We start from the raw sequence: 25494 nt of genomic DNA, 5'->3' as shown, positions 1-25494 counted from the left end.
AATCGATGCTATGGATATCGCCCTGCGGATAAATCGATTTGCTGGATTCGATTTGCGGGTTGCCTCGCTGCATTATCTGCGACGCTCCAAGGCAGGCTTGGCGCAAGCAAAGAATAGTTTTCGCCCGAACGCCCGGTCGGGTGACCCCGGTCGCTTGACGCCTTAATGTCAATTAAATAGGTTGAGAATGAAGGCGAGGGGAACCTGGCTCGCTCTTCCGCAGTATTTTTCCAGTCCGCGGCTTTTGACCGGGAAGCAGCTTGCTCCGCGTAACCAACAGCTAAAGCGCGCGATGCTCGGGGCGACAACGCCAGGCTTCGTGTTCCCCATAACTCAGGGGCGATACGAAGGATGAGTTTTCACGACACCGGTTTGCACCGATCCATCCGGAAATCCGGCCAAGAAAAGGTTTCGGCATGACTCTCGAAATCCGCAAGCACGGGCGCGTCGGTGCCGAAATCCTGGGCATCGACTTGTCCCGGCCCTTCGCAACCGGTGATCTTGCCGCCATTCGCGCCGCCTTTGCGGACCATGGGGTGGTGTTCTTCCGCGATCAGTCCATCAGCGAGGAACAGCACATCGCCTTCGCCCGGAACTGGGGGGAGATCAACATCAACCGCTTCTTCGCCGCGCACCCGGGCTATCCCGAGATCGCGCTCGTCGTGAAGGAACCGGATCAGCAGCACAATATCGGCGGCGGCTGGCATACGGACCATTCCTACGATTTCGAGCCCGCGCTTGGATCGATCCTTGTCGCCCGCGAACTGCCCGCGCAAGGCGGCGCGACGGCTTTTGCCTCGATGTATGCCGCCTATGACGGCCTGCCCGAAGCCCTGCGCGCCCGGATCGAAGGCCGCAGCGCCGTCCATTCGGCGCGCCATGTCTTCGGCAGCAAGGCCGGGGTCTACGAAGCCGCGCAGGATACCCGACAGGACGGCCGCATCGGCAACTCCGGCGCGGCCGACGTGCTGGACGATCCGGTTCATCCGATGGTGATAACCCATCCGCTCAGCGGCAAGCGCGCGATCTACGTGAACCCCAGTTTCACGGTGCGCATCCAGGGCCTTTCCGAAGAAGCTTCCCAAGAGTTGCTTCAGGAAATCTACGCGCACTGCGTGAAGCCGGAATTCCAGGAGGATTTCCACTGGCGGGACGGCTCGATCGCCTTCTGGGACAACCGCGCGACCTGGCATTACGCCTACAACGACTATCACGGCCACCGCCGCGAAATGCACCGCATCACGATCGAGGGCGAAGTGCTGCGCTGAGGCGGCGTGGACCGATCGGCCCCGTGGGATTCCCTCGGACGGGGTCGCCAGCCCCGCACCGGAAAGCGGCAGGGGCATCGCCGTTTCTTTCGAGGGAAGCACGGTAATTGGCCGGGAATATGAACGTCATGAGCAGCGAGCCGGAACACATCAGCGCGAACGCCGGGGAGGACGACTTCTGGGATGTCGGCAGCATTGTCCGCGAACTCGCGGAGATCCGGCATCACTGGCGCACCACCAATACCCAGCATTCGGAATATGGGGTGGAAAGCTTCCCCTCCCGCGTGCGCCTTGCAAAAGTGGCCGACGAACTGTGCGGCGCGCTGTTCCCGCTCAGGCTCGGCCCCGATTTCGTCCGCCTGCACAACGAGGACACTTTCGTAACCCAGTCCCTGCAGATCGCGCTGAGCCGGCTTCAGGCCCAGTTGCGGCTCGAACTGACATATTCCTCCGGCACGCAGGACAAGGGCGCGATCGATCGCCATGCCTCGGAACTGGTCGCCGGGTTTTCCCGCCAGCTCCCCGCGATCCGGCGCCTGCTCGATATAGATATCGAAGCCGCCTATCGCGGCGACCCTTCGGCGCGCAGCCTCGACGAAGTGCTGATCTGCTATCCCGGGCTGCTGGCGATCATCCATCACCGCCTTGCCCACGCCCTGCACCTGCTGGGCGTACCGCTGGTGGCGCGCATCCTCTCGGAAATCTCGCATAGCCGAACGGGGATCGACATTCACCCCGGCGCGCAGATCGGACAGGGGTTCTTCATCGATCACGGCACCGGCGTGGTCATCGGGGAAACCGCGATCATCGGCGACAACGTTCGCATCTATCAGGGCGTGACGCTGGGCGCGAAGAACTTTCCCGCCGATCCTTCGGGTGCGCTGGTCAAGGCCACGCCGCGCCATCCGATCATCGAGGACGACGTAGTGATCTACGCTGGCGCGACGATCCTGGGCCGGGTGACGATCGGCAAGGGCTCCGAGATCGGCGGCAATGTCTGGCTCACGCACGGGGTTCCCGCGCACAGCCGGGTGTATCAGGCCCGGGAGAACCTGGTGACGAGCCAGAACGGCAAGGTTGCGCCCGCTCCCGGCTCGCTTAACTGACGGCCCGGCGCAGCAGGTAGACGTCCATGATCCAGCCATGGCTGGCGCGCAGTTCGGCCCGGTGCCGGACGATCTGCGGCGCGGCCGTGGCCAGCGGACCGTGGACCAGCGCTTCATGCGCCATGCCGAGATAGGCGCCCCACCAGATCGTCAGGCCCTCCTGCGGCAGCGCGGAAAAAGCGCACATGCCGTCTAGCATGACCACGACCGTTTCCGCGCCCTGCGGCCACCCATCCTCCCGAAGGCGGCGTCCGGTGGTGATCGTGACGGGTGAACCCAGAGTGTTGAGCGGGATGCAATGCGCCGCCGTCAGTGCCTGGATGCTGGTTATGCCCGGCACGACCTGCGTGCGCAGGGCCATTCCGCCCTCCGCGAGCAGGCCCGCGATCCGCAGCGTGCTGTCGTAAAGAGAGGGATCTCCCCAGACCAGCAGCGCCAGCTTGCCGCCCTGCGGCAGATGCGCACCGATCTGATCGGCCCAGACGCGGGCGATTGCGCCATGCCAGTCTCCCACCGCCTCAAGGTAGGGCGGCATTGGCGAGCGTTCCGGCAGATCGAATTCGGCGATGCGCACGGGCTGCGTCAGCACGGCACCGCAGATCGCGCGGCGCAGGTCCAGCAGGTCCGACTTGCGTTCGCCCTTACGCGGCAACAGGATCAGGTCCGCCTGGTTCAGTGCCTTCACCGCCGCCAAGGTCAAGTGATCGGGATTGCCGGTGCCGATCCCGATGAGATGAAGGTCGATCACGCGGCCGTCACTCTTCCAGCCCGGCGAAGCGGGATTCGGCCGTTTGCGGGCGGAACCGGCGGTCGTAACCTGCGGCATAGAGGCTGCTCTCGCCGGACACGCCCTGCCCCAGCGCCTTGCCCACGAGGATCAGCGCCGTCCGCTCCATGCTGCCCGCCACCGCGGCTTCCACCGAACCGAGGCTGGCACGCACGACACGCTCGTCCGGCCAGCTTGCCCGCCACACTACGGCGACCGGGCAATCCGCGCCGTAAGCGGGGAGCAGATCCCGCACCACCTGCCCGAGATTGTGGATCGACAGGTGAATCGCCAGCGTCGCGCCGGTCGCGGCGAACCGTGTCAGGCACTCGGCCTCGGGCATGGCGCTCGCCCGCCCGGGCGTGCGGGTAAGGACCAGCGACTGGGCCAGCGCGGGCACCGTCAATTCGGCCTCCAGCGCCGCCGCCGCCGCCGCGAATGCCGGAACGCCGGGGGTCACCGTGAACGGAATGCCCAGCGCCCGCAGCCGCCTGACCTGCTCCCCCATGGCCGACCAGATCGACAGGTCGCCCGAATGGAGCCGCGCCACGTCCTGCCCCGCGTCATGGGCTTCGCGGATCGCGGCCACGATCTCGTCCAGCGCCATCGAAGCGGTGTTCACGATGCGCGCGCCCGGCGGGCAATGGTCGAGGATGGCGGCAGGCACGAGCGAACCGGCATAGAGGCACACCGGGCTCGCCGCGATCAGATCTCGCCCGCGCAGCGTCAACAGGTCGGGCGCGCCGGGACCGGCTCCGATGAAATGAACGGTCATGGTTGAACTCCCTCGGCGATGGCGCAAGTCGCCATGCGGTCAGATGAAACGTGGCGGGGGGCGAGCAGCCTCGCGGCCGGACCGCAGGCGGCAAGCGCGGCAGCTTCGGCCACGCTGCCGGTTCCCCGCGCGGCAAGGCTTGCGGCGGAGCGGGTGATCGTGGATGCGGCGCGGAGCCGCTCGGCATCGATGGCCAGCAGCGGCAGGCCGAGACGGTCGGCCAGCGCCTTGAGCTGCGGGGCCTTGTCGCACGGGGCGGCCAGCGCCGCAATCGGCGGCAGGCCTGCGCAGGCCCCTTCCAGCGCGCGCTCCAGAGAGACGAGGTTCGCGCCCGCGCGAAATCCGAAACCAGCCACGATCACAGCACCACGCTCCACTGGACGATCGGATAGCTTGCCCTCCAGCCGCGCTTCGCGCCCAGCGGCGCCGCTTCGGACAGTTCGATCCGCATGAGGCTGCCTCCCCTCGCCCCGTGCCATTGCGCCAGCAACGCCTCCGATTCCAGCGTGACGGCATTGGCGACGAGACGCGCGCCCGGCCTCAGCACGGTCCAGAGACATTCCAGAAGCTCCGCACAGAGCCCGCCGCCGATGAACACCGCATCGGGCGCGGCCTGCCCGGCCAGCACGGCAGGCGCGCGGCCTTCCACCACGGACAGCCGATCAGCCCCCAGCGCCGCCGCATTGGCCCGCGCCCGCGCCGCACGCGCGGGGTCGCTCTCGAAGGCGATGGCCTGCATGTCCGGGTGCGCAAGCAGCCACTCTATCGCAATGGACCCCGAGCCGGTGCCGATATCCCACAGGGTCTCGCCCTGACGCGGCGCCAGCGCCGAAAGCGTGAGGGCCCGCACCGGGCGCTTGCTGATCTGTCCGTCATGCGCGAACCAGTCGTCCGGCAGGCCGGTGCCGCAGGGCAGAACCGCGCCGTTTCCGGCAAAACGGATACCCAGCGCCACGGGGTGCGCGATATCGGCAAAGTCAAGCTCTTCCGCGGCCGAATGGCGTATGCGCTCGCGCGGGCCGCCCAGCGCTTCGAGCACGGAAAGCTCCGAAGCTCCGAAGCCCAGTTCCGCGAGATAACGGGCCACCGCCACCGCCGCCGCGCCGTCACGAACCAAAACCAGCGCCCTTCGCCCCGGTGCGATGTGGCGGCGCAGGCGGCCAAGCGGCGCCGCGTGAAGGCCGAGGCAGGCCGTGCCCTCGATCGGCCAGCCAAGCCGCGAGGCGGCCAGCGCAAAGACCGAAGGTGCGGGATGCGCGGTCCATTCGTCCCGTCGCAGATGCCGGGTCACGACACTGCCCGCGCCGAACCAGAACGGATCGCCCGATACCAGCATGACCACGCGCCTGCCGCGATGGGCCAGCAGCGGTTCCAGTCCATCGGCGAAGGGCACTGGCCACGTCATCCGCTCACCTGTAGAGGCGGGCAGGAGCCCGAGGTGGCGTGCGGCGCCGGTCACCAGTTCGGCACCGGCCAGTGCCTCGCGGCTTGCATCGGAGAGACCGGAAAGCCCGTCCTCACCCATGCCGACAATGGTAAGCCATGGCTGTTCAGGAGTTTCCGGCATTTCCCATATCCTGGTTCTCGGCGGGACGACGGAAGCCAGCGCGCTGGTCGCCTCCCTGGCGGAGCGCGGGCTCACCGCGACACTGAGCTATGCGGGGCGCGTCGAACGGCCGAAGGCGCAGCCGGTGCCGGTGCGTATCGGCGGTTTCGGCGGCATCGAAGGGCTGGAACGCTATTTGCGGGAACACCGGGTCACCCATCTGGTAGATGCCACGCATCCGTTCGCCGCGACCATGAGCGCGCACGCGCTGGCCGCCGCCCAGAACACCGCAACACCGCACATCCGGCTCACCCGCCCACCGTGGCAACCCGCCCGAGGCGACCGCTGGCAGCATGCGGCCGATATCGAGGCCGCCGTTTCGGCGCTTGCCGGGCCGCCGCGCAGGGTCATGCTGGCACTCGGCCGGATGCATGTGAACGCTTTCGCGGTGCAGGGTCAGCACCACTACCTGCTGCGCTTCGTGGACCGCCCGGAACAGGCGCCCGCGCTTCCCGACCATCATCTGGTGGTCGATCGCGGCCCCTTCACCGCCGAGGCCGACACGCGCCTGCTGCGGGACCATGCCATCGACCTGATCGTCTGCAAGAATGCCGGGGGCACCGGGGCGGAGGCCAAGCTCATCGCCGCGCGCCGCCTCGGCGTGCCCGTGCTCATGATCGACCGCCCAGCGCCCGCCCGGGGCAAGACGGTTCACCACCCCGGCGAGGTGCTGCGCTGGCTTGGTCATGCCGCCGACCTCGGCGTGTAGAGGATCGGCCTTCCCGGCCGCTCGACCAGCCGGGTCCGGCTGGAACCGAGGATCACCATGGTGCGCATGTCCGCCATTTCCGGCCGGGCCTCGCCCAGCGTGACGACACGCATTTCCTCCTCCGGCGTGGAGACTGCGCGCGCGAACAGGATCAGCCGGTCCGCTCCGCATGTCTCGCGCAGGACTTCAAGGACGCGCGCAAACCCGTGCGGTCGCGCCTTCGAGCGGGGATTGTAGAACGCCATCGCAAAGTCCGCCTCTGCCGCAAGGCGCAGCCGCCGCTCGATCAGGGCCCAGGGCTTGAGATTGTCGGAGAGGTTGATGGCGCAGAAATCGTGGCCCAGCGGCGCGCCCGCCCGGGCGCTGGCCGCCAGCATCGCGGTAATCCCCGGCAGCACCCGTATATCGAGTTCGCGGTGCGCGGCAGGCCCCGCCTCCAGCGCCTCGAACACGGCGGAGGCCATTGCGAACACCCCCGGATCGCCCGACGACACCACCACGACCCGCCGCCCACTCGCCGCCATCTCCAGGGCATGGGCGGCGCGCTCCAGCTCCACCCGGTTGTCGCTGGCGTGAAGCGTCAGCCCTGCCCGCGCGGGGACGCGCGAAACGTATGGGGCATAGCCGACGATGTCGGTAGCCTCCGCCAGCGCCTGCGAGACTTCTGGCGTCACCAGCGCGGCATCGCCCGGACCGATGCCCGCAATCGCGATCCAGCCGCTCATGGCCGGCGGCCCTGCCCGTGGATCAGCAGGATCGAGAAATAGGGCGTCACGGCCTGCGCCTCGCACAGCGGCGTAACGCGTTGCTCCGCCATGGCCGCATGTTCCACCAGCCAGGCCTCTCCCTCGCGCCCGGCGGCGGCCACCGCGCGCCGCAGCTTGTCGAGATTGCGACCGATCTTCATGACGACCAGGGCATCGGTATCGCGAATGCGCCTTACCAGATCGTCCTCGGGCAGCGTGGCCATCAGAACGGTGAGCACGTCGTCTCCCCAGGTCATCGGCGCGCCGCTGGCAGTCCACGCGCCGGACATCCCGGTGATCCCGGGAACCACTCGTGTCGGCACCGAGCCCGACAGGCGGGTGTAGAGGTGCATGAACGAGCCGTAGAAGAACGGGTCGCCCTCGCACAGGACCACGACATCCTCGCCCGCACCGGCCAGCCGCGCGACATGGCCCGCGCAATGTTCGTAGAACTCGGAAAGGCAGGCGTTGTAGCGCGGGTCGGACAGCGGGATTTCCGTCGTGACCGGATACTCCATCGCGAATTCCACAACGTCTTCGCGCAGCATCCCCTCGACAATCCTGCGCGCCTGCCCGGGGCGGCCGGACTTGCGGAAATAGGCGACATGCCTTGCCTCGCGCACCAGACGGTCGGCGCGAACGCTCAGCAGGTCCTGCGCGCCGGGGCCAAGACCCACGCCGTGAACGGTGCCCGGCTTCATTCCGCGCTGCTCCCGATGGCGTTGATCGCGGCCACGGTGATGGCGCTGCCGCCCAGCCGCCCCTCGACGATGCAGCAGGGCACCGGCATCGCCTCCCACAGCGCGGCCTTGGACTCCACCGCGCCGACAAAGCCGACCGGACACCCTATGATCGCCGCCGGGCGCGGACAGGCGGGGTCTTCCAGCATGTTCAGCAAATGGAACAGCGCTGTCGGCGCATTGCCGATCGCCACCAGCGCCCCCTGCAGATGCGGCCGCCACAGTTCGAGCGCCGCGGCCGAGCGCGTGTTGGACATGGCTTTCGCCAGATCGGGAACCGCCGGGTCGTGCAGCGTGCAGATCACCGGATTGCCGGCGGGAAGGCGCGATCTGGTGATGCCTTCCGTCACCATGCGCGCATCGCAGAGCACCGGAGCCCCGCGCGCTGCAGCCGCGATCGCGGCTTCGGCGAAGCCCGCGGAGAACCGTATATGAGCGGCCAGTTCGACCATGCCCGAGGCATGGATCATGCGCACCGCGATACGCTCTTCCTCACGCGTGAAACGCTGGAGATCGGCCTCGGCACGGATGGTCGCGAAAGACTGGCGGTAGATCGCCGCGCCATCGGTTTCATAAAGATGAGGCATCATTCGGCTCCGAAATGGGCGAGCAGTTGTGGGAGATCGAGGCCGGACCGGCATGGCGGGTCTCCGGCAGCGGCATCGATGGAAAGGTCGAAGCGGCCGTTTCGCCCGGTCAGCGTGACGCTTGCAGGGGCGGAACGCGCACAGCCCTTGGCGCAGCCGGAGACGTGAAGGCGGCCCGGAACGTGCGCGGCCAGCCGCAAGGCCAGCGGCCGCGTCGCCACGGTCGCCTGCGGGCACAGCGGTGCTCCGGGGCAGGCGTCCACGCGCATGGCCGGATCGGCAGGATCGCTGACAAAGCCATCCCCGACAGGATCGGGGAGCGGGTTCGCGCCTTCCAGAAGAAGCACCCGCCACGGGGTGATCCGCAAGGCCGCCGCCCCGGAACGTGTGACGAGCGAGGCCAGCGCCGCCGCCTCCACGCTGCCGAAAGCGGCGCCGCAGGCATGGCCCATGGCATGGGCACCGGGGCCGATGACCGGACGCGGCGATGCGGGAGAGACCCATCCCCTGGCCCAGCCCGGCAGCTCGGCACGGTGCCGCGCCATCCTGCCGGATGCGATCCCGCCGGAGGCGACAAACCATTCCGCCAGTTCGACCAGCGCGCCTACCGCTTCGTCCACGGCAACGGGAATCCCCAGCGCCCGGCCATCCGCGCGCAGGATGAGCCCGCCGCCTTCGGCCCGTTCGATCCGAAAGTCCGCAGGGCTCCCGCCCAGAATCGGCGCGGCTCCGGCGTCCACGGCGAAACCCATCTTTCCCGGCAGTTCCGGCAGGCGAACCTGCGCACTGGCCAGCGCCCCGGCGATCCGGAACGTGTCATCCCCCGCCGTCCAGTCCGGCGCTACAAGGATATTGCGGCGGTTTTCGGTATCGGGCCGGGCATCCACCAGTTCCAGCGCCACCAACTGCTCCAGCAGGGCCGCCCAACCGGCTTCGGTCACACCCCGGATCTGGAGATTGGCACGGCGGCTGAGGTCGATCGCCCCGCTGCCGTATTCGCGGGCCAGCGCGCAGAGCGCCAGCGCCTGCGCGCGTGACAGGCGCCCAAGGCGCGGCCGCACGCGCACGATCAGCCCGTCGCCCGCCATCATCGGGCGCCAGGCACTGGGGCACCAGCCACGCACGGCAAAGTCGCTCATGTGCGGCGATCCGGGCGGGACCGCAGGATTTTCAACAAGGCACGCTTCGACGAGACGCGCATAAACGCTTTCAACCGCGCGCGGCGACGATGACCGGGGCTTGCCGACGAAGTCGGTCCGTGCGCAACGACAGGCGGGCGCGACATACGCCATCCCTGCACACCGATGCAGCCCCAGCCGCACAGGTTCGTCGCTCACGCGGAGTACCGAGCCTTGGCCTTTCCCTGGACCATGGCAAGAGCGACCGACGCGCCGGCAGGTCTCCTGGCTCACGGGTCAAAGCTCGATACGCGGCCTTCCCGGAACCGGCGCCGATGGGCGCCTTCATCCAGTGGCCGGCTCCGTTGAGGGAGCCCCGGCATCTCGCTCGCCGCTTACAGTTGCAGGGACAGCTGCGGAATGGGAGTTTCCTCCGCACCGCATTCCCATTTCAGCCCCGAAAGGCACCCGCGCGATCGTTGCAGGCCGGACGAAATCCGGCTTGCAGGTGCCGCCTAACCCAAAACGGGATCGATGCCAATCGCCAGCGCAGCCCTGCAAGCGCATCCCGGCGATATCGCACGGCAGCGTGCGATACCGGGCGGCCCGATTGCGCCCGATCCCCGATTGCGCCCGATCAATGCGGCTGACGGCGCAGGCGTCATGATCTGCGAAACCCGGAAGTCATCGCCGATGGTGACGAAACCTCAGGTCGGGTCCGGACGTTGCACACCGAGACGAAGGAGAATCCCATGCTCGAACATGTCCCTCAATGGCTTGGCGCCCTGTTTCACAACTTCCGCGCGGGACATTCCAAGCTGGCGATCGTCCGCGCCGGGCTGGTGCCGGAAGGCGCCTTCATAGACCTGTCCAGCCCCGCTTTCGAGAACGGCGCGCGCCTTCCCGCACGCTTCACGGCCGATGGCGAAGGCATATCCCCGCCGCTGGAATGGGGCGAGGTTCCTGCCGCCACCACCAGCCTGGCGCTACTGGTCGAAGACCCCGACGCTCCTGCGGCCGAGCCTCTTGTCCACGCCATCGTCTGGAACCTTCCCGCAGGCACACGGGCGATTCCCGAAGGCGGCATCGGCCCTGACGACGACGGTGCGCCGGACGGGCGCGATGTGGGGCGCAACAGCTATCAGGCCGAGGGCTGGCTGCCGCCCGATCCCCCGCCGGGCCACGGCACGCACGATTACGTCTTCCAGCTCTTCGCGCTTTCCCGCGCGCCCGTGCTGGAAACGAACCCGGGCCGTTCGGAATTCCTGGCGGCGATCAAGGACCATGTCCTGGCCGCCGGAATGCTGGTGGGCCATTACGCGCGCGGAGACGGGGAACCGGCTGACGAGGAGTAGGTCACGGCGGCAAAGGCGAGCGCCCCTTCGGCGCTCCCGCCCCGCTGTCATCTCCATTCGCGCAGGCGGGTTGCGCGCGCGGCCATTGTCAGCAGCGCAGGAAAGGACCGGGCCGCGTGACACCCGGCCTGCCGCAGGACCGGATGTTCCAGCATGTTCTGAAGCGCCATGGCCCGCCGGACCTGACCGCGAACCTCCGCGGCGAGCCTGCAGTCGTATCGCCGCGCGTCCTCGCCCGCCATCACGCTTTGCGCGGCAACGAAGGCGCTGCGCAGGGCGATGGCCATGCCGTCCCCGGTGAGCGAGGCGGTCATCGCCCACTGGTCTCCCAGCCGCAGCACCCGGCTGTTCGCGGTCCGGGCCGGGGCCATGCCGTAGTTCAGGTTGGCGATCGTTACAGGACGGTCGAACAGCGGCTCCGCATCGGCCAGCATTTCGCGCAGCGCCGCGATCTCGTCCAGCCGGGCGCGCAGGCCCGTCCAGTCCCCGCCGGACTGCGCAAGACGGCTGCGGCGCACGACGAGGCACAAGTTGGCCCGTCCACCCTCCACCATCTGAAGTCCCGCATAACCGCCGCCGAACAGAAAGAGCATGATCGTGCCCGCCAGACGGTGCATCGCGGCAGGGGCAAGGCGGTAATGCATCTTGAACCCCACGAAACCATCCTCCGCCCGCCCCGTGGACGCCGTGCCTCTTTCGCGCAGGGGCAGCTTGCCGGTTGCCAGCAGCAGATTCTCCCCCTCTCGGTCCCCCTCGCTCGTGCGGGCCAGGCAGCCGCCGAGTTGGAGTACCCTGACGCCTCGCTCCACGCGCGCGCCGGATGCGATGGCCTCCCTCAGCAGCGCCTCGTCCAGCACATGGCGGCTGAGGCCCCAGGCACCGAAGGGCAGCGGCGCCTCCGCTTCCACGGTGCCCGAAACCAGCCTGATCCGCTGGATCGGCACACCGCCCAGCGAAGCGGGGTCCACGCCAAGCTGGCGCAGATGCGCGGCGGCCTCCACCGAGAGGAATTCGCCGCAGACCTTGTGATGCGGCCCATGCTCGCGCTCCAGCAGGAGCACGTCCCGCCCCTGCCGCGCCAACAGGCAGGCCGCCGCCCCGCCTGCAAGCCCCCCGCCGACCACGAGGACATCGGCCATGTCAGCGTTCCAGGGTGAAGCGGAAGCTCTCCGCCGCCATGCCTGGCCCGAAGGCCAGCGCCAGCCCATCTCCCTCGCCCGAGCCCGACAGCATCCGCGAAAGGATGAACATCAATGTCGCCGAGGACATGTTGCCGTGATCGTGCAGCACCGTTCGCGAAGGCAGCAGCGCCTCGGCGGGTAGGCCAAGGCCGTGCTCCACGGCATCCAGCACCGTGCGACCGCCCGCGTGGACCGCCCATAACGCGACATCACCGGCTGAAGCGCCGCGCAGGAGCCCCCGGTCGTCTCCGCGGGAGGCATCCGCCGCAAGAGCCTCGGCGATGCGGGCCGGCACTTCTCCGCCAAGGTGCATGTCGAACCCCTGATCGCGGATCGACCATGTGATGGCATCGGCCGTGCCCGGTATCGTCACCGCCCGAAAATCGCGCAGGGCGATCCCTTCCCGCTGCGCCGTCACCAAAGCCGCCGCAGCCCCATCGCCGAACAATAGCATCGCCAGCAGGTTCGCCAGATCGCCGCTCCGCTGGAAATGGATCGTACAGAGTTCCAGCGTCACCACCAGCACCCGCGCCTCCGGCGTCGAACGGACGATGTGATGCGCCAGCCGCAGGGAATTGACGGCCGCATAACAGCCCATGAAACCCACCACCGTCCGCTCCACGCCGGGATCGAGTCCGGCGCCGGCAACGATCGCCTGATCCAGCCCGGGCGCCATGAAGCCGGTGCAGGAAGCGACGATGAGGTGCGTGATCCCCGCCGCGGCGATGTCGATTTCCAGCGCCTCTATCGCGGCTAGGGCCAGACGGGGCGCGTCGCGTTCGTAAAGCGCCATGCGCTGCCCGGTCGATGGCCACGCCCCCGTCCCGTAGAAGCCCGCCGTATCGGTTATCGTGCCGTCGGCAAGCGTCACCGGTTCGAGGAAGGAATAGCGCTGCGCGATGCCGGAGCGGGCGGCCATGCGCTCGAACAGGCGGCGAGACCGTGCATCGGCCAGCTCTGCGCTGACGAAGCGCACGAAAGCATCGTGAACCGCGAAAGGCGGATTGGCGGTGCCGATGCGATTGATATGCGCGATAGCCGAGGTCATGCCCGTCTCCCCACCAGCACCGCGTTCAGCCCGCCGAACGCGAAGCTGTTCGAAATCAGCACTTCGGCCGAAAATGACTGAGGCTCCAGCGCCAGCGGAAGATCGCACTCCGGGTCAGGGCCGAGATGGTTCAGCACCGGGGGTGCCGTGCCTTCGACAAGGGCCATCAGCCCCAGCAGGAACTCCATCGCCCCGGTCGCGCCGATCATGTGGCCATGCGCGGACTTCGTGGCGATCACCCGGTGGCGGGGCAGGTCTGCGCCGTAGACCTCCCGCAGCGCAAGCGCTTCGGCCGCATCGTTCAGCGCGGTGCCGGTGCCATGCGCCGAAACGATGGCGGGAATGTCGAAACCGATGCATGCATCCTCATGCGCCGCGCGAATAGCGGCCGCGATCCCGGCAGTGTCCGGCGCAGTGATGTGCGACGCATCGCTTGACAGGCCATATCCCGCCAGTTCGCCATGAACGCGGGCTCCTCTGGCGCGGGCATGGCGCTCGCTTTCCAGCACGAGCACGGCCGCGCCCTCGCCCAGCACCATGCCGCGCCGATCGCGCGAGAAGGGGCGGCAGGTGTCCGGCGCCAGCACGCCCAGAGACTGCCATCCCGCCATCGAACCACGCGTGAGGCAGGCCTCGGCCCCGCCCGCGATCGCCACGTCGACACGGCCGCTGCGGATCATGTGCAGGGCTTCCCCCAGCGCGTGAGCGGAAGAGGCGCAGGCGCTGGACAGGGTAAAGACCGGGCCGTGGATGCCCAGCAGGATCGAGACATGCGCGGCGGGAGCCGTGATCATCGAGCTAGGGATGGTCTGGGGGTGGACCTTGGCCTCGTCCTTGCCGAAGAGCCGTTCGTAACCGGTGTCGATCGTTTCGTTGCCGCCGCTGCCGCAGCCCATCAGGACCGCCGTGCGCCGGGCCAGTGACGGATGATCCGCAAGGCCTGCATCCCGGACGGCCTCCAGCGCGGCCTCTATCGCGAACTGGGAGATCGGATCGAGGCGGCCAAGGCGGCGCAGGCGCTGCCCATCCACGCCCGGAAAGCGGATGTCGTCCGTGGGCCTGCCCTCCAGCCATGCGGCCATGCCCACCGGCGCCGGGCCCGGCAGCGGGCGGATCGCGCCGTCTCCCTTGCGGGTACGCGCCCAGTTGACAGCGAGGCCCCGGCCAAGACCGCTCACACACCCCATGCCGGTCACGAGCACGCGGTGCCCCGAGGCGCCGGTCATCGCGGCGCGGCGCTTCCGATGCGTTCCAGCAACTGCCCCAGCGTGGTTTCGCGCGAGAGTTCCTCCGGCTGGATTTCGACCCCGAACCTGTCCTCCAGCTCGAAAAGGATGCTGACAAGATCGAGCGAGGAAATGTCCAGCGTGGCCAGCGTGGCTTCCGGGCGGAGCTGCTCGGGCGGAAGGCCCGTCTCCTTGGCGATCAAGGCGATGATATCGGCATCGTGAGTCATCGGCTGTTCTCCATTGGGACGGGGGCCAAGGGCTGGAATCGCGGCTGGAATCGGAGCCGGGAAGGTCCGGCAGGGCGCGAAATCGCAAGCTCCGCCATGGCCTCAGCCCGTCCGGGAAATAGGCCGGTATCCTGCCTGGAGCACGCACGCCGTAAGCGGACATTGGCTTCTCATCATGGCATCCCACCCGGATCGTAAGGACCGGAGACTGCGCGCTTTCCGCCGGTCTGGCAAGCGCGGCGAGCAACGCGGATAGCGCTTCTTCGCGGGCCGGAACGGTGCGATAACGAACCATGCTCCGCCCGCGCGGAGTCGCGTCCCTGCACGGACAATGGAAAGACCGGACATGAACACTCGCCGTCTTGTCATCGCCGCCGCCGTTCTGGCGGCTCCCCTGCCCGCCGCCTCGCAGCAACCCGGCGGAACGGCACCTGCCGAAATGCGCGTGCTGACGGTGCGCCTGTCGAACTTCCAGTTCGATCCCGCCACCATCACGCTGGAACACGGCGCCAGCTACGACCTGAAGCTGGTGAATACCGCTTCCGGCGGGCACGATTTCGCGGCGAAGGAATTCTTCTCGGCCGCGCGGATCGCCGAGGCGGATCGTGCCAAGGTATCCGACGGGCAAGTGCCGCTGGCAGCAGGGCAAACGGTTGAAATCCACCTCGTCGCGCCGCAGCCCGGCAGCTACAAGCTTCGCTGCACGCATTTCATGCACAGCGCCTTCGGCATGAACGGAAAGATCGTCGTGCAGTGAGCTTCCTGCCGGTCCGCGTCCGCCAGGAAGAACAGATGGACGCGGTCGATCTCGACAGCGCCGCCTATGCCGCCGTGCTGCGCGATCTGGCGCGGGTCAACCGCTGGACCTTCACGGCCCATTCCACCCTTGCCTTCCTCTCCCGCGCGGTGGGAACTGGGCGCAGCTTCAGCCTGCTCGACGTCGGCTTCGGCTATGGCGACCTGCTGCGCACCGTGGCCCGCTGGGCGGCGCGGCGCGGGATCGAGGCACGGCTGGTGGGGGTGGACCTCAACCCGGAGAGCGAAGGCATAGCACGCGCCGCAACGCCTTCGGACGCGGCGCAAGATGTCCCGATAGACTATCGGACCGGCGACTATGCCGACCAGCCCGAGCATTTCGATTTCATCGTCAGCAGCCAGGTCGCTCACCATATGACCGACGAGCAGCTCACCCGCTTCCTGCGCCATATGGAGCGTGAAGCGCGGCGCGGCTGGCTTTTGTGCGACCTGCACCGCCATGCTTTCGCCTATTACGGCTTCCCCCTTCTCGCACGGACGCTGGGGGTTCACCGCATCGTGCGGGAGGACGGCCAGCTTTCGATCGCCCGTTCGCTTCGCCCGGCCGAATGGACGCAGGTGCTCGCCGACGCCGGACTGGGCGAAGGGGCGGTGAGAGTGGCGAGGCGCTTTCCCTTCCGCATCGCGCTGGAGCGGGAATTTCCCTGATCTTACGGGACATGCCGATATCAGGGCGCCTTTTCGTGCCGGTCCTGCCCCTTGGCCCGCGCTGCGCGCTGCGCTAGGCGGCTGCGGGCAACCACGAGCAGGAATTCCCGATGGCGCAATCCACCCGCGCAACAAGGGCGCTGGAACAGGCAGGAGTCTCCTTCAGCCTCCACGCCTATGACTACGATCCTTCGGCAGAGAGCATCGGCCAGGCGGCGGCCGTGGCGATCGGCGCCGATCCTGCCCAGGTGTTCAAGACCCTCATGCTGCTTGCGGACGGCAAGCCGGCCTGCGTCGTCGCGCCGAGCAGCGGCGAGGTCTCGATGAAGAAAGCCGCCGCCGCCCTGCGCGCCAAGAGCGCCGCAATGATGAAACCCGCCGATGCCGAACGACTGACCGGCTATAAGATCGGCGGCATCAGCCCGTTCGGACAGATGCGCCGGGTGCCGACAGTGATCGACGAGACCGCCCTGCTGTGGGACGCGATCTTTCTCAACGGCGGGCAGCGGGGCCTTCAGGCCAGGCTTTCCGGCGACGATGCAGCAGCCCTTCTCGGCGCCACATTCGCCGACATCGCCGCCTGAACGCCCCCGTTACAGGCGAGAGACGAACTTCGTCGCGATCGCGGACAATCGTTCGCGGGCGCTGTCCTGATCCGCATCGCCATAAGTGCTGACCGCGTAACGGGCGCCATCGGGGGTGACCCATGCCATGGTCGCCATCGTCCGCTGCAACTTCGCGAAATCCTGATAGCGGAACGCCGCCGGTCGCCCGGCGAGGCTTTCCGTAAAGCCCAGTCCGCCGAGGTTACCTACCCGCCCGGTGACCTTTCCGTCCTTCACGGTGACCTTCTCCCGCAATTCCCGCAGGAGAAAGGCGGAACTGTCCGCACATCGCACGAAGAATGCCGAACCGAGGTCGGCGGAATCCTCGACGACACCCGACTTCATCGTGATGATCTGCTGATCGATGGAGCCAACCACGCCGCAGTTTTCCGCCTGAAGCGCCGCATCGATCCGCGGATCGCCGGCCGATCGCGTATCCCTCTGCACCGGCGGGGAAGCGAGCGCCTGTTCGAAGGCATCGTTCATCGCCGCGTCCGGCACATTGGCGGCAAGCAACGGCAAAGCCGCAGCGGCGGCGAGAAGTCCATGAACGATCATCACCAATTCCTTCGCTGATACGAAGTTCATATTAATGCAATTTAGCTATTGCGAGTCAATATCATAACTTTACGTCGCAGCCGCAACGATATCCGCCATGGACGCAGACGGGGTTTCGCCCTCTCGCAGTCCCTCGGCTACGGCGCTCCGGGCGGCTTGCGGCTGGTTCTGGCTCGCCTTCCACTTGCCCTCAAGCCTCTCGACCGGGATCTCGATACCGGAAATTCCTCTGAGCTGACCGGCGATGAACCCGGCGGGCGCATCGTCCACCGCCCATGGCACGGCGCGGCCGCGCTCCTGCTCATCCGTCAACTGGTCGATCTGCGCGCGCAGCCAGGCGGCATCGTCCGTAACGGATGCGCGGCCCCGCGCCTGCACGGCGATATAGTTCCACGTCGGCACGACTTTCCCGTGCTCGCGCTTGGCCGGATACCATGCCGGAGTGACATAGGCCTGCGGCCCCTGGAAGATCACGAGGGCATCGGCACCTGCGCGCAGGTCCTCCACCTGCGGGTTCGTGCGCGCCATGTGCGCGCGGAGCAAGACCGGCCCGGACGGCGGCGCCACCAGCGTGAACGGGATCAGGTTGGCCGTGAGCCCCGCCGCGCCATGCGTCACCAGCGTGGCCAGCGGATAGGCGCGGATCGCCGCGTGAAGCACCTCGGCACGGTCTTCACGAAAGGCGGCGGGACAGTACATGAGCGGGCTCCGGGAAAAAAGAAATCAGAACGCGGCCCGCGCGAGCAGCGATGCCGAAAGCACCAGCATCGTCGCGCCGACGATGGCGTCAAGGATGCGCCATGAAGCCGGGCGGGAAAACAGCGGCACGAGCAGGCGCGCACCGTAGCCGAGACCGGCGAACCAGATGAAGCTCGCGCTCGCGGCGCCTGCAACGAAAAGCGGCCTCGCCGCCGCTGATTGTGCCGCGCCCGCCGTGCCCATCAGCAGCACCGTGTCGAGGTAGACGTGCGGATTGAGGAAGGTGAAACCCGCCGTCGCCGCGATCGCCCTGCCCAGGCTGATACCGCCGCCAGACGCCACCGCCATCGCATCGGGCGCAGCCATTCGCTGGAACGCCTTGATCCCGTACCATGCCAGGAACGCCGCCCCGCCAAGCGAAAGCACCGTCGCCAGCCCCGGCACGGCCGTCAGGAACGCGCCGACCCCGGCCACCCCCGCCGCGATCAGCACGGCATCCGCCGAAGCGCAGAACAGCACGACCGGCCCGACATGCTCACGCCGAAGCCCCTGCCGCAGCACGAACAGGTTCTGCGCGCCAATCGCCATGATGAGCGCGGCGGACAGCGCGAAGCCGGAAAGGAACGGGTAGGCGGCCCCCGTCATCGCGGCGCACCCTTCGCAAGTCCGGCCCACAAGGCCAGCAGGGACGCAGCCACGACGATCAACGTCAACACGCAAGGGATGGTAAGAACATTCATGTCCCTTCCAGTGCAGGCCGGGGCAGCATTAGCAAAGGTTGATTTGCTAATGCAGATGAAGCACTGCTTCATCATGCTGGACTACCCCGCCCTCGCCGCCGTCTCCGCCGTCATCCGCGAAGGGACGTTCGAGCGCGCGGCGGAAGCCCTGAACATCACGCCGTCTGCCGTGTCGCAGCGCGTGCGCGGTCTTGAGGAACGGCTGGGCGCGGTCCTGATCGTTCGCGGCCAGCCTTGCGAACCGACCGAGCTGGGCGCGACCCTGCGGGCCCACTTCGACCGGGTGCAACTGCTCGAAGCCGACCTGCAACCTCATCTCAACCCGCCGGAAGACAGCCGCGCCGCCCCGCTGACCGTGAAGCTGGCCGTCAATTCGGACAGTCTCGCGACATGGTTCCCCGAAGCCGCCGCCGCCTTCGTCCGCGCGACGGGGATGCTGCTGGACCTGACGCTGGACGACGAGGCGCACACCGCGGACCGGCTGCGCTCCGGCGAAGTCCACGCCGTGGTGACGTCGGACCCCGAGCCGGTGCAGGGGTGCCGGACGATCGAACTGGGATCGCTGCGCTACCGCGCCTGCGCCTCGCCCGAATTCATCGCGCGCCACTTCGGGAACGGCATCGATCCCGGTGCACTGGCCAAGGCCCCGCTGCTCCGCTTCGAGCGCCGCGACACGCTGCAGGCGCGCTGGGCCTTCGAGACTCATGGCGTCAAGCTGGCCGCGCCGACGCACTGGGTGCCCTCCACGCAAGGGTTCGTCGATTTCGCGCTCCGGGGGCTGGGTTGGGGAATGCATCCCGCTCCCCTCACCCAAGCGCATATCGCCGCCGGCACCTTGCAGGAACTCCCGCCCGGCCGCCCTTTCGACGTCAAGCTCTACTGGACCGTCACGCGCATTCAGGCCCGCTCGCTCCGCGTGCTGACAGACGCCGTGCGCGACGTGGCGGCCGCCAGCCTGATCACGGATTGAACTGCCACATTGCCTGTCCGCCAAGGTCATGTTTTAGTGGCGCAATTGCGGGGGGATATCGGCGGATGGGTTGCAGGCGCATTGCGAAACTGGTTCTGGGCCTGTTGGCGGCCGGAACGCTGACGCTTGGCGGTCCGACCCTGGCAGCGCCGACTCCAGGGCCGAACACGGGGCCGAACCCGCAGCTCGCCGCATACCAGCGCGGGATAGACGACGGCTCTGGCAGGCACGATGCGCAGGGCCTGAAAATCTCGCGGCTCCATGTCGATGTGCAGGTCCAGGGCCGCCTTGCCGACATCGTGATCGAGGCCGATCTCACCGATGCGTCCGGCACGGCGGACGAGGCGCGTTTCCTGCTGGAACTACCCACCGACGCGGTCGTCACCGGCTATGCGCTGGACGTTGACGGGGCCATGATCGATGGCGAACTGCTGGACCAGCCCAGAGCCCGGAACGTCTACGAGGACGAAGTCCGAAAGGGCATCGATCCCGGTCTGGCGGAGATCACCGCGGCGAACCTTTTCCAGGCCCGCATCTTCCCGATTTCCCGCAACCAGCCCCGGCGCATCCGCATCAGTCTTTCCGCGCCCTTCGACCCGGCGCGGGGGCTCGTCCTCCCGCTCGATCTGCAGGACGGCACCGCCCTGCACGTCAGCACGCGGATCTCCGGTTTCCGGGCGGCGCCCGAGGTCAGGATCGGCGGCAAGCCGCTGTCGCTCCTGCGCAAGGCCGCCGGCAGCTGGTCCGCCGATCTCGAGGAAACCAAGCGGCCGGTCGTGGGCGGCATCGTCATCCTCGGCGGCGATCCCGTTGCCGGGATGCTGGTGTCGCACCACGGCAAGGGCGGCGACTTCTTCCAGATCGGCGATGCCGCGCCGGGACGACGTCCGGGCGCGAAGGACGGCGGCCGCCTGAGGATCTACTGGGATCGTTCATTGTCACGCCGAGACGACCTGCTCGACCGCGAGAGGGCGCTCCTGCGCGCCTACGTGGAACAGGCCGCGCCCGAGGCGATCGACCTCGTGACCTTTGCCAGCGACGCGCCACGCCTTCAGACCGTTCACGGCGCCGACGAACTGGACAAGGCCGTAGCCGCCGTGACCTACCGGGGCGGCACCAGCTTTGCCGGGCTGGAAAAGCCGGAATTGCCCGCGGCGGATACCTGCCTGCTGTTCTCCGACGGCGTGGCGACGCTGGACAATCAGGCCGCGTTCGAACCGGACTGCCCGCTCTCGATCATCGCCTCGGCGCCGGATGCCAACGGTGCCCGCCTGACCCGCATGGCGCAAGCTGCGGGCGGCCGCTTCCTGCGCCTCACGCAGGAAAACGGGCAGGACGTCGTCCAGACCCTCGGCAAGCCCGGAATCGCCATTCTGGCTGCGCGTGACGATAACGGGCGAAAGCTTCCGTTTCGCACCCTGCCGGCTGCCGACGGCCGCTGGTTCGCGGTCGGCAAGATGCCCGAGACCGGAAAAGTGCATCTGTCTATCGCGGGCCTCCGCAAGGGCACGGCCGAACGCGTCTACGAAGCCCCTTCCGGGCCGATCGCCCCGCTCAACGCCGCCGGCGCGCTCTGGGCAAGCCAGGAGGTGGACCGGCTGGGCGACGATCCGCTCGCGCATGATCGCATGGTCCGGCTGGCCCGTTCCTTCAATGTGGCGGGGCCATCGATGGCCTTCCTCGTGCTCGAAAGTCCCGACCAGTACCTGAATGCCGATATTGCCCCATCCGGCGGCTTTTCCCGGCAATGGATGGCCGATTACCGCAGCGCCCGGAAAACACGCGATCAGGAAACCGCTCACCAGCGGCAGGAACGGCTGGCATTCGTGGTGGAGCAATGGACCGCGCACAAGACGTGGTGGAACAGTCGCTTCAAGCCGCGCCCCCGTGTGAAGGGCCGGTCGGCCGAGGTCCTCGGGGCGGCGCCTCCTCCGCCTCCTCCGGCCCCGCCTGCCATGAACATAGCTCCGCCTCCGCCGGTCTCCGTTATCCTGCCTGCCACGCAGGCCGCTTCGGCGGGCGGCGATGACGCGGCGAACATCGTCGTGTCGGGACAGCGGCGGTCAAGCCCGGTCCAGGGCGCGCCGCTGGCCGTGGATGTCCAATCCCGCGAAACGCTCGCCGGCCGGACCATCGGCCTCGACCTTGAAAGCGCCCTTGCCGAGCGCCCCTACCTCGCCGCGCTTGACGCTGCGAAGCCGGAGAACCGGCTAGCGGTGCTGGCGGCACAGGAAGAGACCTTCGGCACGCTGCCGGCTTTCTATCTGGAAACCTCCGAATGGTTCCGGCGCAAGGGCGATGCCGGGGCCGCCCGCGACCTGCTGTTTTCAGCGCTGGAACTCGCGGTGGTGGATGACGAAACCCGGCAGATCGTCGCGTTCCGGCTGGAACGGGACGGCGATCTCGACCGCGCCGTCGCCCTGTTCGAGGCGCTTGCGGCAGGAAGCGATTTCCGGCCCCAGCCCCGCCGCGCGCTGGCGCTGGCGCTTGCCGAACGCGGGCGGGCGCACGGCCCCTCGGGCAAGGACGATCTGGAGCGGGCCTTCGCACTGCTGGCGAAAGTCGTGCTCGATCCCGCGATCCGCGACTTCGACGGGATCGAGACGGTGGCCCTGATGGAAGCCAACGGCCTCATTCCCGCGATCGAGGCGGCAGGCGGAAACTGGAAGCTCGATCCGCGCCTCGTGGCGCTGCTCGATACAGATATCCGGATCGTCATCGAATGGACGAACGACGATGCCGACATCGACCTCTGGGTCATCGAGCCCAACGGCGAGAAGGTGTTCTATAGCTACCAGACCAGTTCCTCCGGCGGCCATATCACCAATGACATGACCGACGGCTACGGTCCCGAGGAATACGCCATCCGCAAGGCCCCCGCCGGGGAGTACACCGTCCGCATCAACGGGTTCGACTCGGACCGCATCAATCCGAACGGCAACGGAAGGGTGATGCTGCGGATGATCCGCGATTTCGGGCGCCCCTCGATGAAGGAAACGCTCGTCGATACCGATATCGCTTTCGAGAAGGGATCGGATCGGGATGCCGAAGGCGGGCGCCTGATCGGGCGGCTGACCGTGGCGCCGGGCGGGAAATGAACCCCGCCCGGCGTGCCGTTTATGAATTTACGATCTAGGGTCAGGACCCTAGAAGCCCTTGCCTCCGATCTTCCAAGTCATCTCAAGGTAGATGCTGCGGCCCACGCTGTCGAACCAGCTGATGTCGTAATAGGGATAAGCCGCGTAGCTGCGGTCCTTCACGGGGTTGCGATCCAGTACGTTGTTCACCGTCAGCGACCCGCGCAGATGGTCGGTGAAATCGTACTGGATGCTGGTGTTGAACAGGTAGCTCGCCTTGATGTAGGCGTCTTCGTCGTAATTGGGCAGCTTGCCCAGCCGCGTTCCCGAAACGGTCCAGGTAAGCTGTTCGAGGTTCCAGCTTACGCTGGCGGTCGATTTGTCGCGCGGGATGTCATAGCCGCTGTCGTAAGCCAGCTTGTCGATCGAAGCGTCGCCCGGATATTGCCGGAAGCTGTGCTTGAACACGTGGGTGTGCGATCCGGTCAGCGAAAACAGCCCGAAACCGGTGGGCAGGTTCGCGTGGAGCGCCACGTCGATGCCGCTGGTCTTCTCATGCGCGATGTTGATCGGGTTGATCGAGACGGAATCCAGCTCGCCCTCGTTCACGCCGCTGGCATAGCGCTGCACGCGGGCGATGGCATCCTGGCAGGTCGGCGAATTGATATCGACCGGGCTGCCCGAATTGGTCTCGCCGATGCGGCAATCGGCCTCGTCGCGCAGGAGCTGGTCGATCGAGAGATCCTGCACCTGGTTCGACAGCGATACGCGGAAATAGTCCACCGAGACGTCGAAACGCGGGCTCGGCTGCCAGACGAAACCGGCGTTGAGCGACTTGCTGGTTTCCGGCTTCAGGCTGCGGTTGCCGTTGCGCTTGGCGACGATGCCTTCGTCCGAGTAGGAGCAATCGCCGATTTCCTCGTCGGGCTCCTCGGTCCGGCAGAGGTAATAGTCGGTCGCTGAAGGGTGGGTATTGCCGGGGCCGGTAAAGACATAGTGCAGGTCCGGCGCGCGGAAGCCCGTGCCGTAGGCGGCGCGCAGCAGAAGCGTGCGCATCGGGCGGACTTCCAGCCCGCCGTTGTACGTGAACCGGCCGATGGTGTTGCCGGCGAAGCGATAGCCGTCATAGCGCGCCGCGCCGGACAGCTGGAGGAAGCTCGTCACCGGCACGCGCAGTTCGCCGCCGATCGCCCAGTGGCTGCGCGAACCGTGCCCGTCGCTGTCCTTGAGGCCATAGTAGTAATCGGTCAGCGCCAGCGGGTCCGGGTTGAGATCGTAGCCCTGCTTTCCACCTTCGGCCACGGCGGCGAAGCCCACCGGCCCGGCGGGCAGTTCGAACAGGCTCGTGCTGGTGAGCGTTGCCTGGAGATTGTCGGTCCAGCTTTTCGGCCGGTAGACCGAATAGGCGGTGATGCTCTCGTACTCGGACTGGGTGAGCGGCGTGTAGAGGCGCGAGGGATCGGCGTTGAAGATCGGATAGCCGCTGTCCTCGTCCGTGCCGATCTGCTCGCCCAGGAACAGCGCATTGGCCTTGGCCGCGATGACTTCGGGAAACTCGACCCTGGCGCGGTATTCGCTGTGATTGAACGAAAGCTCGTAGGACCACTTGTCCGACAGCGCGCCCTTGATGCCCGGCGTCACGCTGAAGGTGGTCTGGCGATTGCGCGTCATGACATTGTGGAAACCGCCGGATTCCTCGGGCGTGAACTGCCGGTACCAGTCATCCAGCCGGTTGTCGTAGGCATTGTAGAAGGTCGTGTCGCTGCTGCCCGAGGAGTCCTGGAAACCCCATTCCAGCACGTCCGGCATGAGCGCCACCTTGCTGATGCCGAACTGGGCATCGACGAACAGCTCCGCCGCGTCGGACAGCTTGAAGCCCGCCGAGGCGAAGCTGTTGAAGCCTTCGCGCCGGGATATGATCGTGCCGTAGCCGATCGAGGTATTGCTGCCGCAGAAGTATCCGGGGCCGTAATCGTCAAGGTCCGGATCATAGGCGCCGTAGCGCGGGCGCGAGGCGTAATAGGTCGAGCCGCCGTTGAGATAGGACAGCCCCGCGCACGTCGACGCGCCGGGATCGACATATTCGTCCGCATCGGGATCGTAGCGCAGGAACGTGCGGCGGGCGAGCGGGCTGGCGGTGGTGGGATTGTCCGCCGTGCTGTCCTGGACCCTGCGCTGCGATGCCCAGATCGGACGCTGCAGCAGATACTCCACCCCGCCCACGATGTGGAAACGGTCGTTCGACCAGCCGCTCGTCACGGAAAGGCGGTGGGACATGCCCCCGCCCTGCTCGGTGCGGCCGTGGCGATAGTCTATCGTCGTGCCGTCGGCCTTGTCCTTGAGCTTGAAGTTGATGACGCCCGCCATGGCGTCCGATCCGTAGATAGCCGAGGCGCTGCCGCTCAGGATCTCCACCTGGTCGATCATGCTCACCGGGATGTTCGAGATATCGGTGAAGTTGCTGCGTCCCTGGAACGGCAGCGGGAAATCGGCGATGCGGCGGCCGTTCACCAGAACCAGGGTATGGTTCGGCCCAAGGCCGCGAAGGTCCACCTGCTGCGCGCCGGGCGTGAAGCTGGCGCCGCTGAAGGACTGCTGGCTCTGCGTCTCGCCCCCGTTCTGGGTGACGGCGCGCAGGATGTCGGGCACGCTGGCATAGCCGTTCTCGAGAATGGTGGAGGAACTGATGACGGTGACCGGCGCCGGCCCCTCGGTGGCGACGCGCGGAATGCGCGAGCCGGTAACGACGATGGGCGCCCCCTCCGGTTCAGGAGGTTGCAGGGTTTCCTGCGCCTGCGCGCTCATCGGGGCGCATATCGCCGCACACATCGACACACTCAGGGCCGCGATCCCGCACCCCGATATCCAGACATGACGGCGGCGGTACGAAGCAGAATCCATGAAGCCCCCACGATAGGCG

At 67.5% G+C, this 25494-nt stretch carries 25 protein-coding genes and 1 riboswitch; of the genes, 9 read left to right on the top strand and 16 right to left on the bottom strand.

Annotation, left to right across the window (positions count from 1 at the left end):
- Window positions 1-416 precede the first annotated feature (416 nt).
- Both ACXJ16_RS19290 and epsC read left to right on the top strand, forming a co-directional pair.
- Window positions 417-1268 carry a TauD/TfdA dioxygenase family protein gene (locus tag ACXJ16_RS19290; RefSeq protein WP_463923041.1) on the top strand — a complete coding sequence of 284 codons (852 nt, stop codon included), beginning with the start codon at window positions 417-419 and terminating at the stop codon, window positions 1266-1268.
- A 128-nt stretch (window positions 1269-1396) separates the two neighbouring features.
- On the top strand, window positions 1397-2374 hold the full coding sequence (gene epsC, locus ACXJ16_RS19285; RefSeq protein WP_054441975.1) for a serine O-acetyltransferase EpsC: 978 nt from the start codon (window positions 1397-1399) through the stop codon (window positions 2372-2374).
- Here epsC and cobF read toward each other — a convergent pair.
- Genes cobF through cbiE form a run of 4 tightly spaced genes read right to left on the bottom strand, consistent with a single transcriptional unit; the run spans window position 2367 to window position 5482 of the window.
- Window positions 2367-3122, bottom strand: a complete 756-nt coding sequence (gene cobF, locus ACXJ16_RS19280; protein WP_463923040.1) for a precorrin-6A synthase (deacetylating) — start codon at window positions 3120-3122, stop codon at window positions 2367-2369. The two genes, epsC and cobF, sit on opposite strands and share 8 nt — an antisense overlap.
- Window positions 3123-3129: 7 nt before the next feature.
- The gene (cobM, locus tag ACXJ16_RS19275; RefSeq protein WP_463923039.1) at window positions 3130-3915 is read right to left on the bottom strand and encodes a precorrin-4 C(11)-methyltransferase; all 786 of its coding nucleotides are present in this window, start codon (window positions 3913-3915) and stop codon (window positions 3130-3132) included.
- Window positions 3912-4277 (bottom strand): cobalamin biosynthesis protein, encoded by a 366-nt coding sequence (locus tag ACXJ16_RS19270; RefSeq protein WP_054441858.1) that lies wholly within the window; start codon window positions 4275-4277, stop codon window positions 3912-3914. The genes cobM and ACXJ16_RS19270 overlap by 4 nt, the downstream gene beginning before the upstream one ends.
- Window positions 4274-5482 carry a precorrin-6y C5,15-methyltransferase (decarboxylating) subunit CbiE gene (gene cbiE, locus ACXJ16_RS19265; RefSeq protein WP_463923038.1) on the bottom strand — a complete coding sequence of 403 codons (1209 nt, stop codon included), beginning with the start codon at window positions 5480-5482 and terminating at the stop codon, window positions 4274-4276. The genes ACXJ16_RS19270 and cbiE overlap by 4 nt, the downstream gene beginning before the upstream one ends.
- Between cbiE and ACXJ16_RS19260 the strand changes: the two genes are divergently transcribed.
- Window positions 5481-6230 (top strand): cobalt-precorrin-6A reductase, encoded by a 750-nt coding sequence (locus ACXJ16_RS19260; RefSeq protein WP_463923301.1) that lies wholly within the window; start codon window positions 5481-5483, stop codon window positions 6228-6230. The genes cbiE and ACXJ16_RS19260 overlap by 2 nt on opposite strands.
- On the opposite strand, the gene cobJ is transcribed toward ACXJ16_RS19260, so the two are convergent.
- From cobJ to ACXJ16_RS19240, 4 genes are read right to left on the bottom strand one after another with little or no spacing between them, the layout of a single operon-like run.
- On the bottom strand, window positions 6206-6955 hold the full coding sequence (gene cobJ / locus ACXJ16_RS19255; protein ID WP_463923037.1) for a precorrin-3B C(17)-methyltransferase: 750 nt from the start codon (window positions 6953-6955) through the stop codon (window positions 6206-6208). The two genes, ACXJ16_RS19260 and cobJ, sit on opposite strands and share 25 nt — an antisense overlap.
- Window positions 6952-7677, bottom strand: a complete 726-nt coding sequence (locus ACXJ16_RS19250) for a precorrin-2 C(20)-methyltransferase (RefSeq protein ID WP_463923036.1) — start codon at window positions 7675-7677, stop codon at window positions 6952-6954. Before ACXJ16_RS19250 ends, cobJ begins: the two co-directional genes overlap by 4 nt.
- On the bottom strand, window positions 7674-8303 hold the full coding sequence (locus ACXJ16_RS19245; protein ID WP_463923035.1) for a precorrin-8X methylmutase: 630 nt from the start codon (window positions 8301-8303) through the stop codon (window positions 7674-7676). Before ACXJ16_RS19245 ends, ACXJ16_RS19250 begins: the two co-directional genes overlap by 4 nt.
- A complete protein-coding gene (locus tag ACXJ16_RS19240) occupies window positions 8303-9442 on the bottom strand; it encodes a ferredoxin-like domain-containing protein (protein WP_463923034.1) in 1140 nt (379 codons plus the stop codon). The genes ACXJ16_RS19245 and ACXJ16_RS19240 overlap by 1 nt, the downstream gene beginning before the upstream one ends.
- A gap of 237 nt (window positions 9443-9679) precedes the next feature.
- A riboswitch (cobalamin riboswitch) is annotated at window positions 9680-9908 on the bottom strand.
- A 265-nt stretch (window positions 9909-10173) separates the two neighbouring features.
- Between ACXJ16_RS19240 and ACXJ16_RS19235 the strand changes: the two genes are divergently transcribed.
- Window positions 10174-10776: a YbhB/YbcL family Raf kinase inhibitor-like protein gene (locus ACXJ16_RS19235; protein ID WP_324699547.1), complete on the top strand. Its 603-nt coding sequence runs from the start codon at window positions 10174-10176 to the stop codon at window positions 10774-10776.
- A gap of 47 nt (window positions 10777-10823) precedes the next feature.
- Here the strand turns inward: ACXJ16_RS19235 and ACXJ16_RS19230 are convergent, their stop codons facing one another.
- The 4 genes from ACXJ16_RS19230 to ACXJ16_RS19215 are packed head-to-tail and all read right to left on the bottom strand — an operon-like array spanning window position 10824 to window position 14461.
- The gene (locus tag ACXJ16_RS19230) at window positions 10824-11915 is read right to left on the bottom strand and encodes an NAD(P)/FAD-dependent oxidoreductase (protein ID WP_463923033.1); all 1092 of its coding nucleotides are present in this window, start codon (window positions 11913-11915) and stop codon (window positions 10824-10826) included.
- Window position 11916: 1 nt separating this feature from the next.
- Complete coding sequence (locus ACXJ16_RS19225) at window positions 11917-13005, bottom strand: type III polyketide synthase (RefSeq protein WP_463923032.1); 1089 nt, start codon at window positions 13003-13005, stop codon at window positions 11917-11919.
- Window positions 13002-14231, bottom strand: a complete 1230-nt coding sequence (locus tag ACXJ16_RS19220; RefSeq protein WP_463923031.1) for a beta-ketoacyl-[acyl-carrier-protein] synthase family protein — start codon at window positions 14229-14231, stop codon at window positions 13002-13004. The genes ACXJ16_RS19225 and ACXJ16_RS19220 overlap by 4 nt, the downstream gene beginning before the upstream one ends.
- The gene (locus ACXJ16_RS19215) at window positions 14228-14461 is read right to left on the bottom strand and encodes an acyl carrier protein (RefSeq protein WP_054441853.1); all 234 of its coding nucleotides are present in this window, start codon (window positions 14459-14461) and stop codon (window positions 14228-14230) included. Before ACXJ16_RS19215 ends, ACXJ16_RS19220 begins: the two co-directional genes overlap by 4 nt.
- A 346-nt stretch (window positions 14462-14807) precedes the next feature.
- On the opposite strand from ACXJ16_RS19215, the gene ACXJ16_RS19210 reads away from it, so the two are divergent.
- From ACXJ16_RS19210 to ybaK, 3 genes are all read left to right on the top strand, one after another.
- Window positions 14808-15218, top strand: coding sequence for a plastocyanin/azurin family copper-binding protein (locus tag ACXJ16_RS19210; RefSeq protein ID WP_463923030.1), 411 nt, complete (start codon window positions 14808-14810; stop codon window positions 15216-15218).
- Window positions 15219-15253: 35 nt separating this feature from the next.
- The gene (locus ACXJ16_RS19205; protein ID WP_463923300.1) at window positions 15254-15925 is read left to right on the top strand and encodes a methyltransferase domain-containing protein; all 672 of its coding nucleotides are present in this window, start codon (window positions 15254-15256) and stop codon (window positions 15923-15925) included.
- Window positions 15926-16035: 110 nt separating this feature from the next.
- The gene (gene ybaK, locus ACXJ16_RS19200; RefSeq protein ID WP_185999608.1) at window positions 16036-16509 is read left to right on the top strand and encodes a Cys-tRNA(Pro) deacylase; all 474 of its coding nucleotides are present in this window, start codon (window positions 16036-16038) and stop codon (window positions 16507-16509) included.
- Between the two features lie 9 nt (window positions 16510-16518).
- On the opposite strand, the gene ACXJ16_RS19195 is transcribed toward ybaK, so the two are convergent.
- The 3 genes from ACXJ16_RS19195 to ACXJ16_RS19185 form a co-directional block, all read right to left on the bottom strand.
- Window positions 16519-17088 (bottom strand): hypothetical protein, encoded by a 570-nt coding sequence (locus tag ACXJ16_RS19195; RefSeq protein WP_463923029.1) that lies wholly within the window; start codon window positions 17086-17088, stop codon window positions 16519-16521.
- Between the two features lie 69 nt (window positions 17089-17157).
- A complete protein-coding gene (locus tag ACXJ16_RS19190) occupies window positions 17158-17787 on the bottom strand; it encodes an FMN-binding negative transcriptional regulator (RefSeq protein WP_463923028.1) in 630 nt (209 codons plus the stop codon).
- Between the two features lie 24 nt (window positions 17788-17811).
- Window positions 17812-18432 carry a LysE/ArgO family amino acid transporter gene (locus ACXJ16_RS19185; protein WP_054441849.1) on the bottom strand — a complete coding sequence of 207 codons (621 nt, stop codon included), beginning with the start codon at window positions 18430-18432 and terminating at the stop codon, window positions 17812-17814.
- 168 nt (window positions 18433-18600) lie between these two features.
- Between ACXJ16_RS19185 and ACXJ16_RS19180 the strand changes: the two genes are divergently transcribed.
- Together ACXJ16_RS19180 and ACXJ16_RS19175 are read left to right on the top strand one after the other, a co-directional pair.
- Window positions 18601-19497: a LysR family transcriptional regulator ArgP gene (locus ACXJ16_RS19180; protein WP_054441972.1), complete on the top strand. Its 897-nt coding sequence runs from the start codon at window positions 18601-18603 to the stop codon at window positions 19495-19497.
- A 65-nt stretch (window positions 19498-19562) separates the two neighbouring features.
- The gene (locus ACXJ16_RS19175; RefSeq protein ID WP_463923027.1) at window positions 19563-22595 is read left to right on the top strand and encodes a DUF2135 domain-containing protein; all 3033 of its coding nucleotides are present in this window, start codon (window positions 19563-19565) and stop codon (window positions 22593-22595) included.
- A 48-nt stretch (window positions 22596-22643) separates the two neighbouring features.
- Here the strand turns inward: ACXJ16_RS19175 and ACXJ16_RS19170 are convergent, their stop codons facing one another.
- On the bottom strand, window positions 22644-25475 hold the full coding sequence (locus ACXJ16_RS19170; RefSeq protein WP_463923026.1) for a TonB-dependent receptor plug domain-containing protein: 2832 nt from the start codon (window positions 25473-25475) through the stop codon (window positions 22644-22646).
- Between the last annotated feature and the right edge of the window lie 19 nt (window positions 25476-25494).

Source organism: Novosphingobium sp. TK71 (assembly GCF_055361505.1).
The sequence above is the reverse complement of the archived record's forward strand: the minus strand, read 5'-3'. Positions and strand labels throughout refer to the sequence as shown.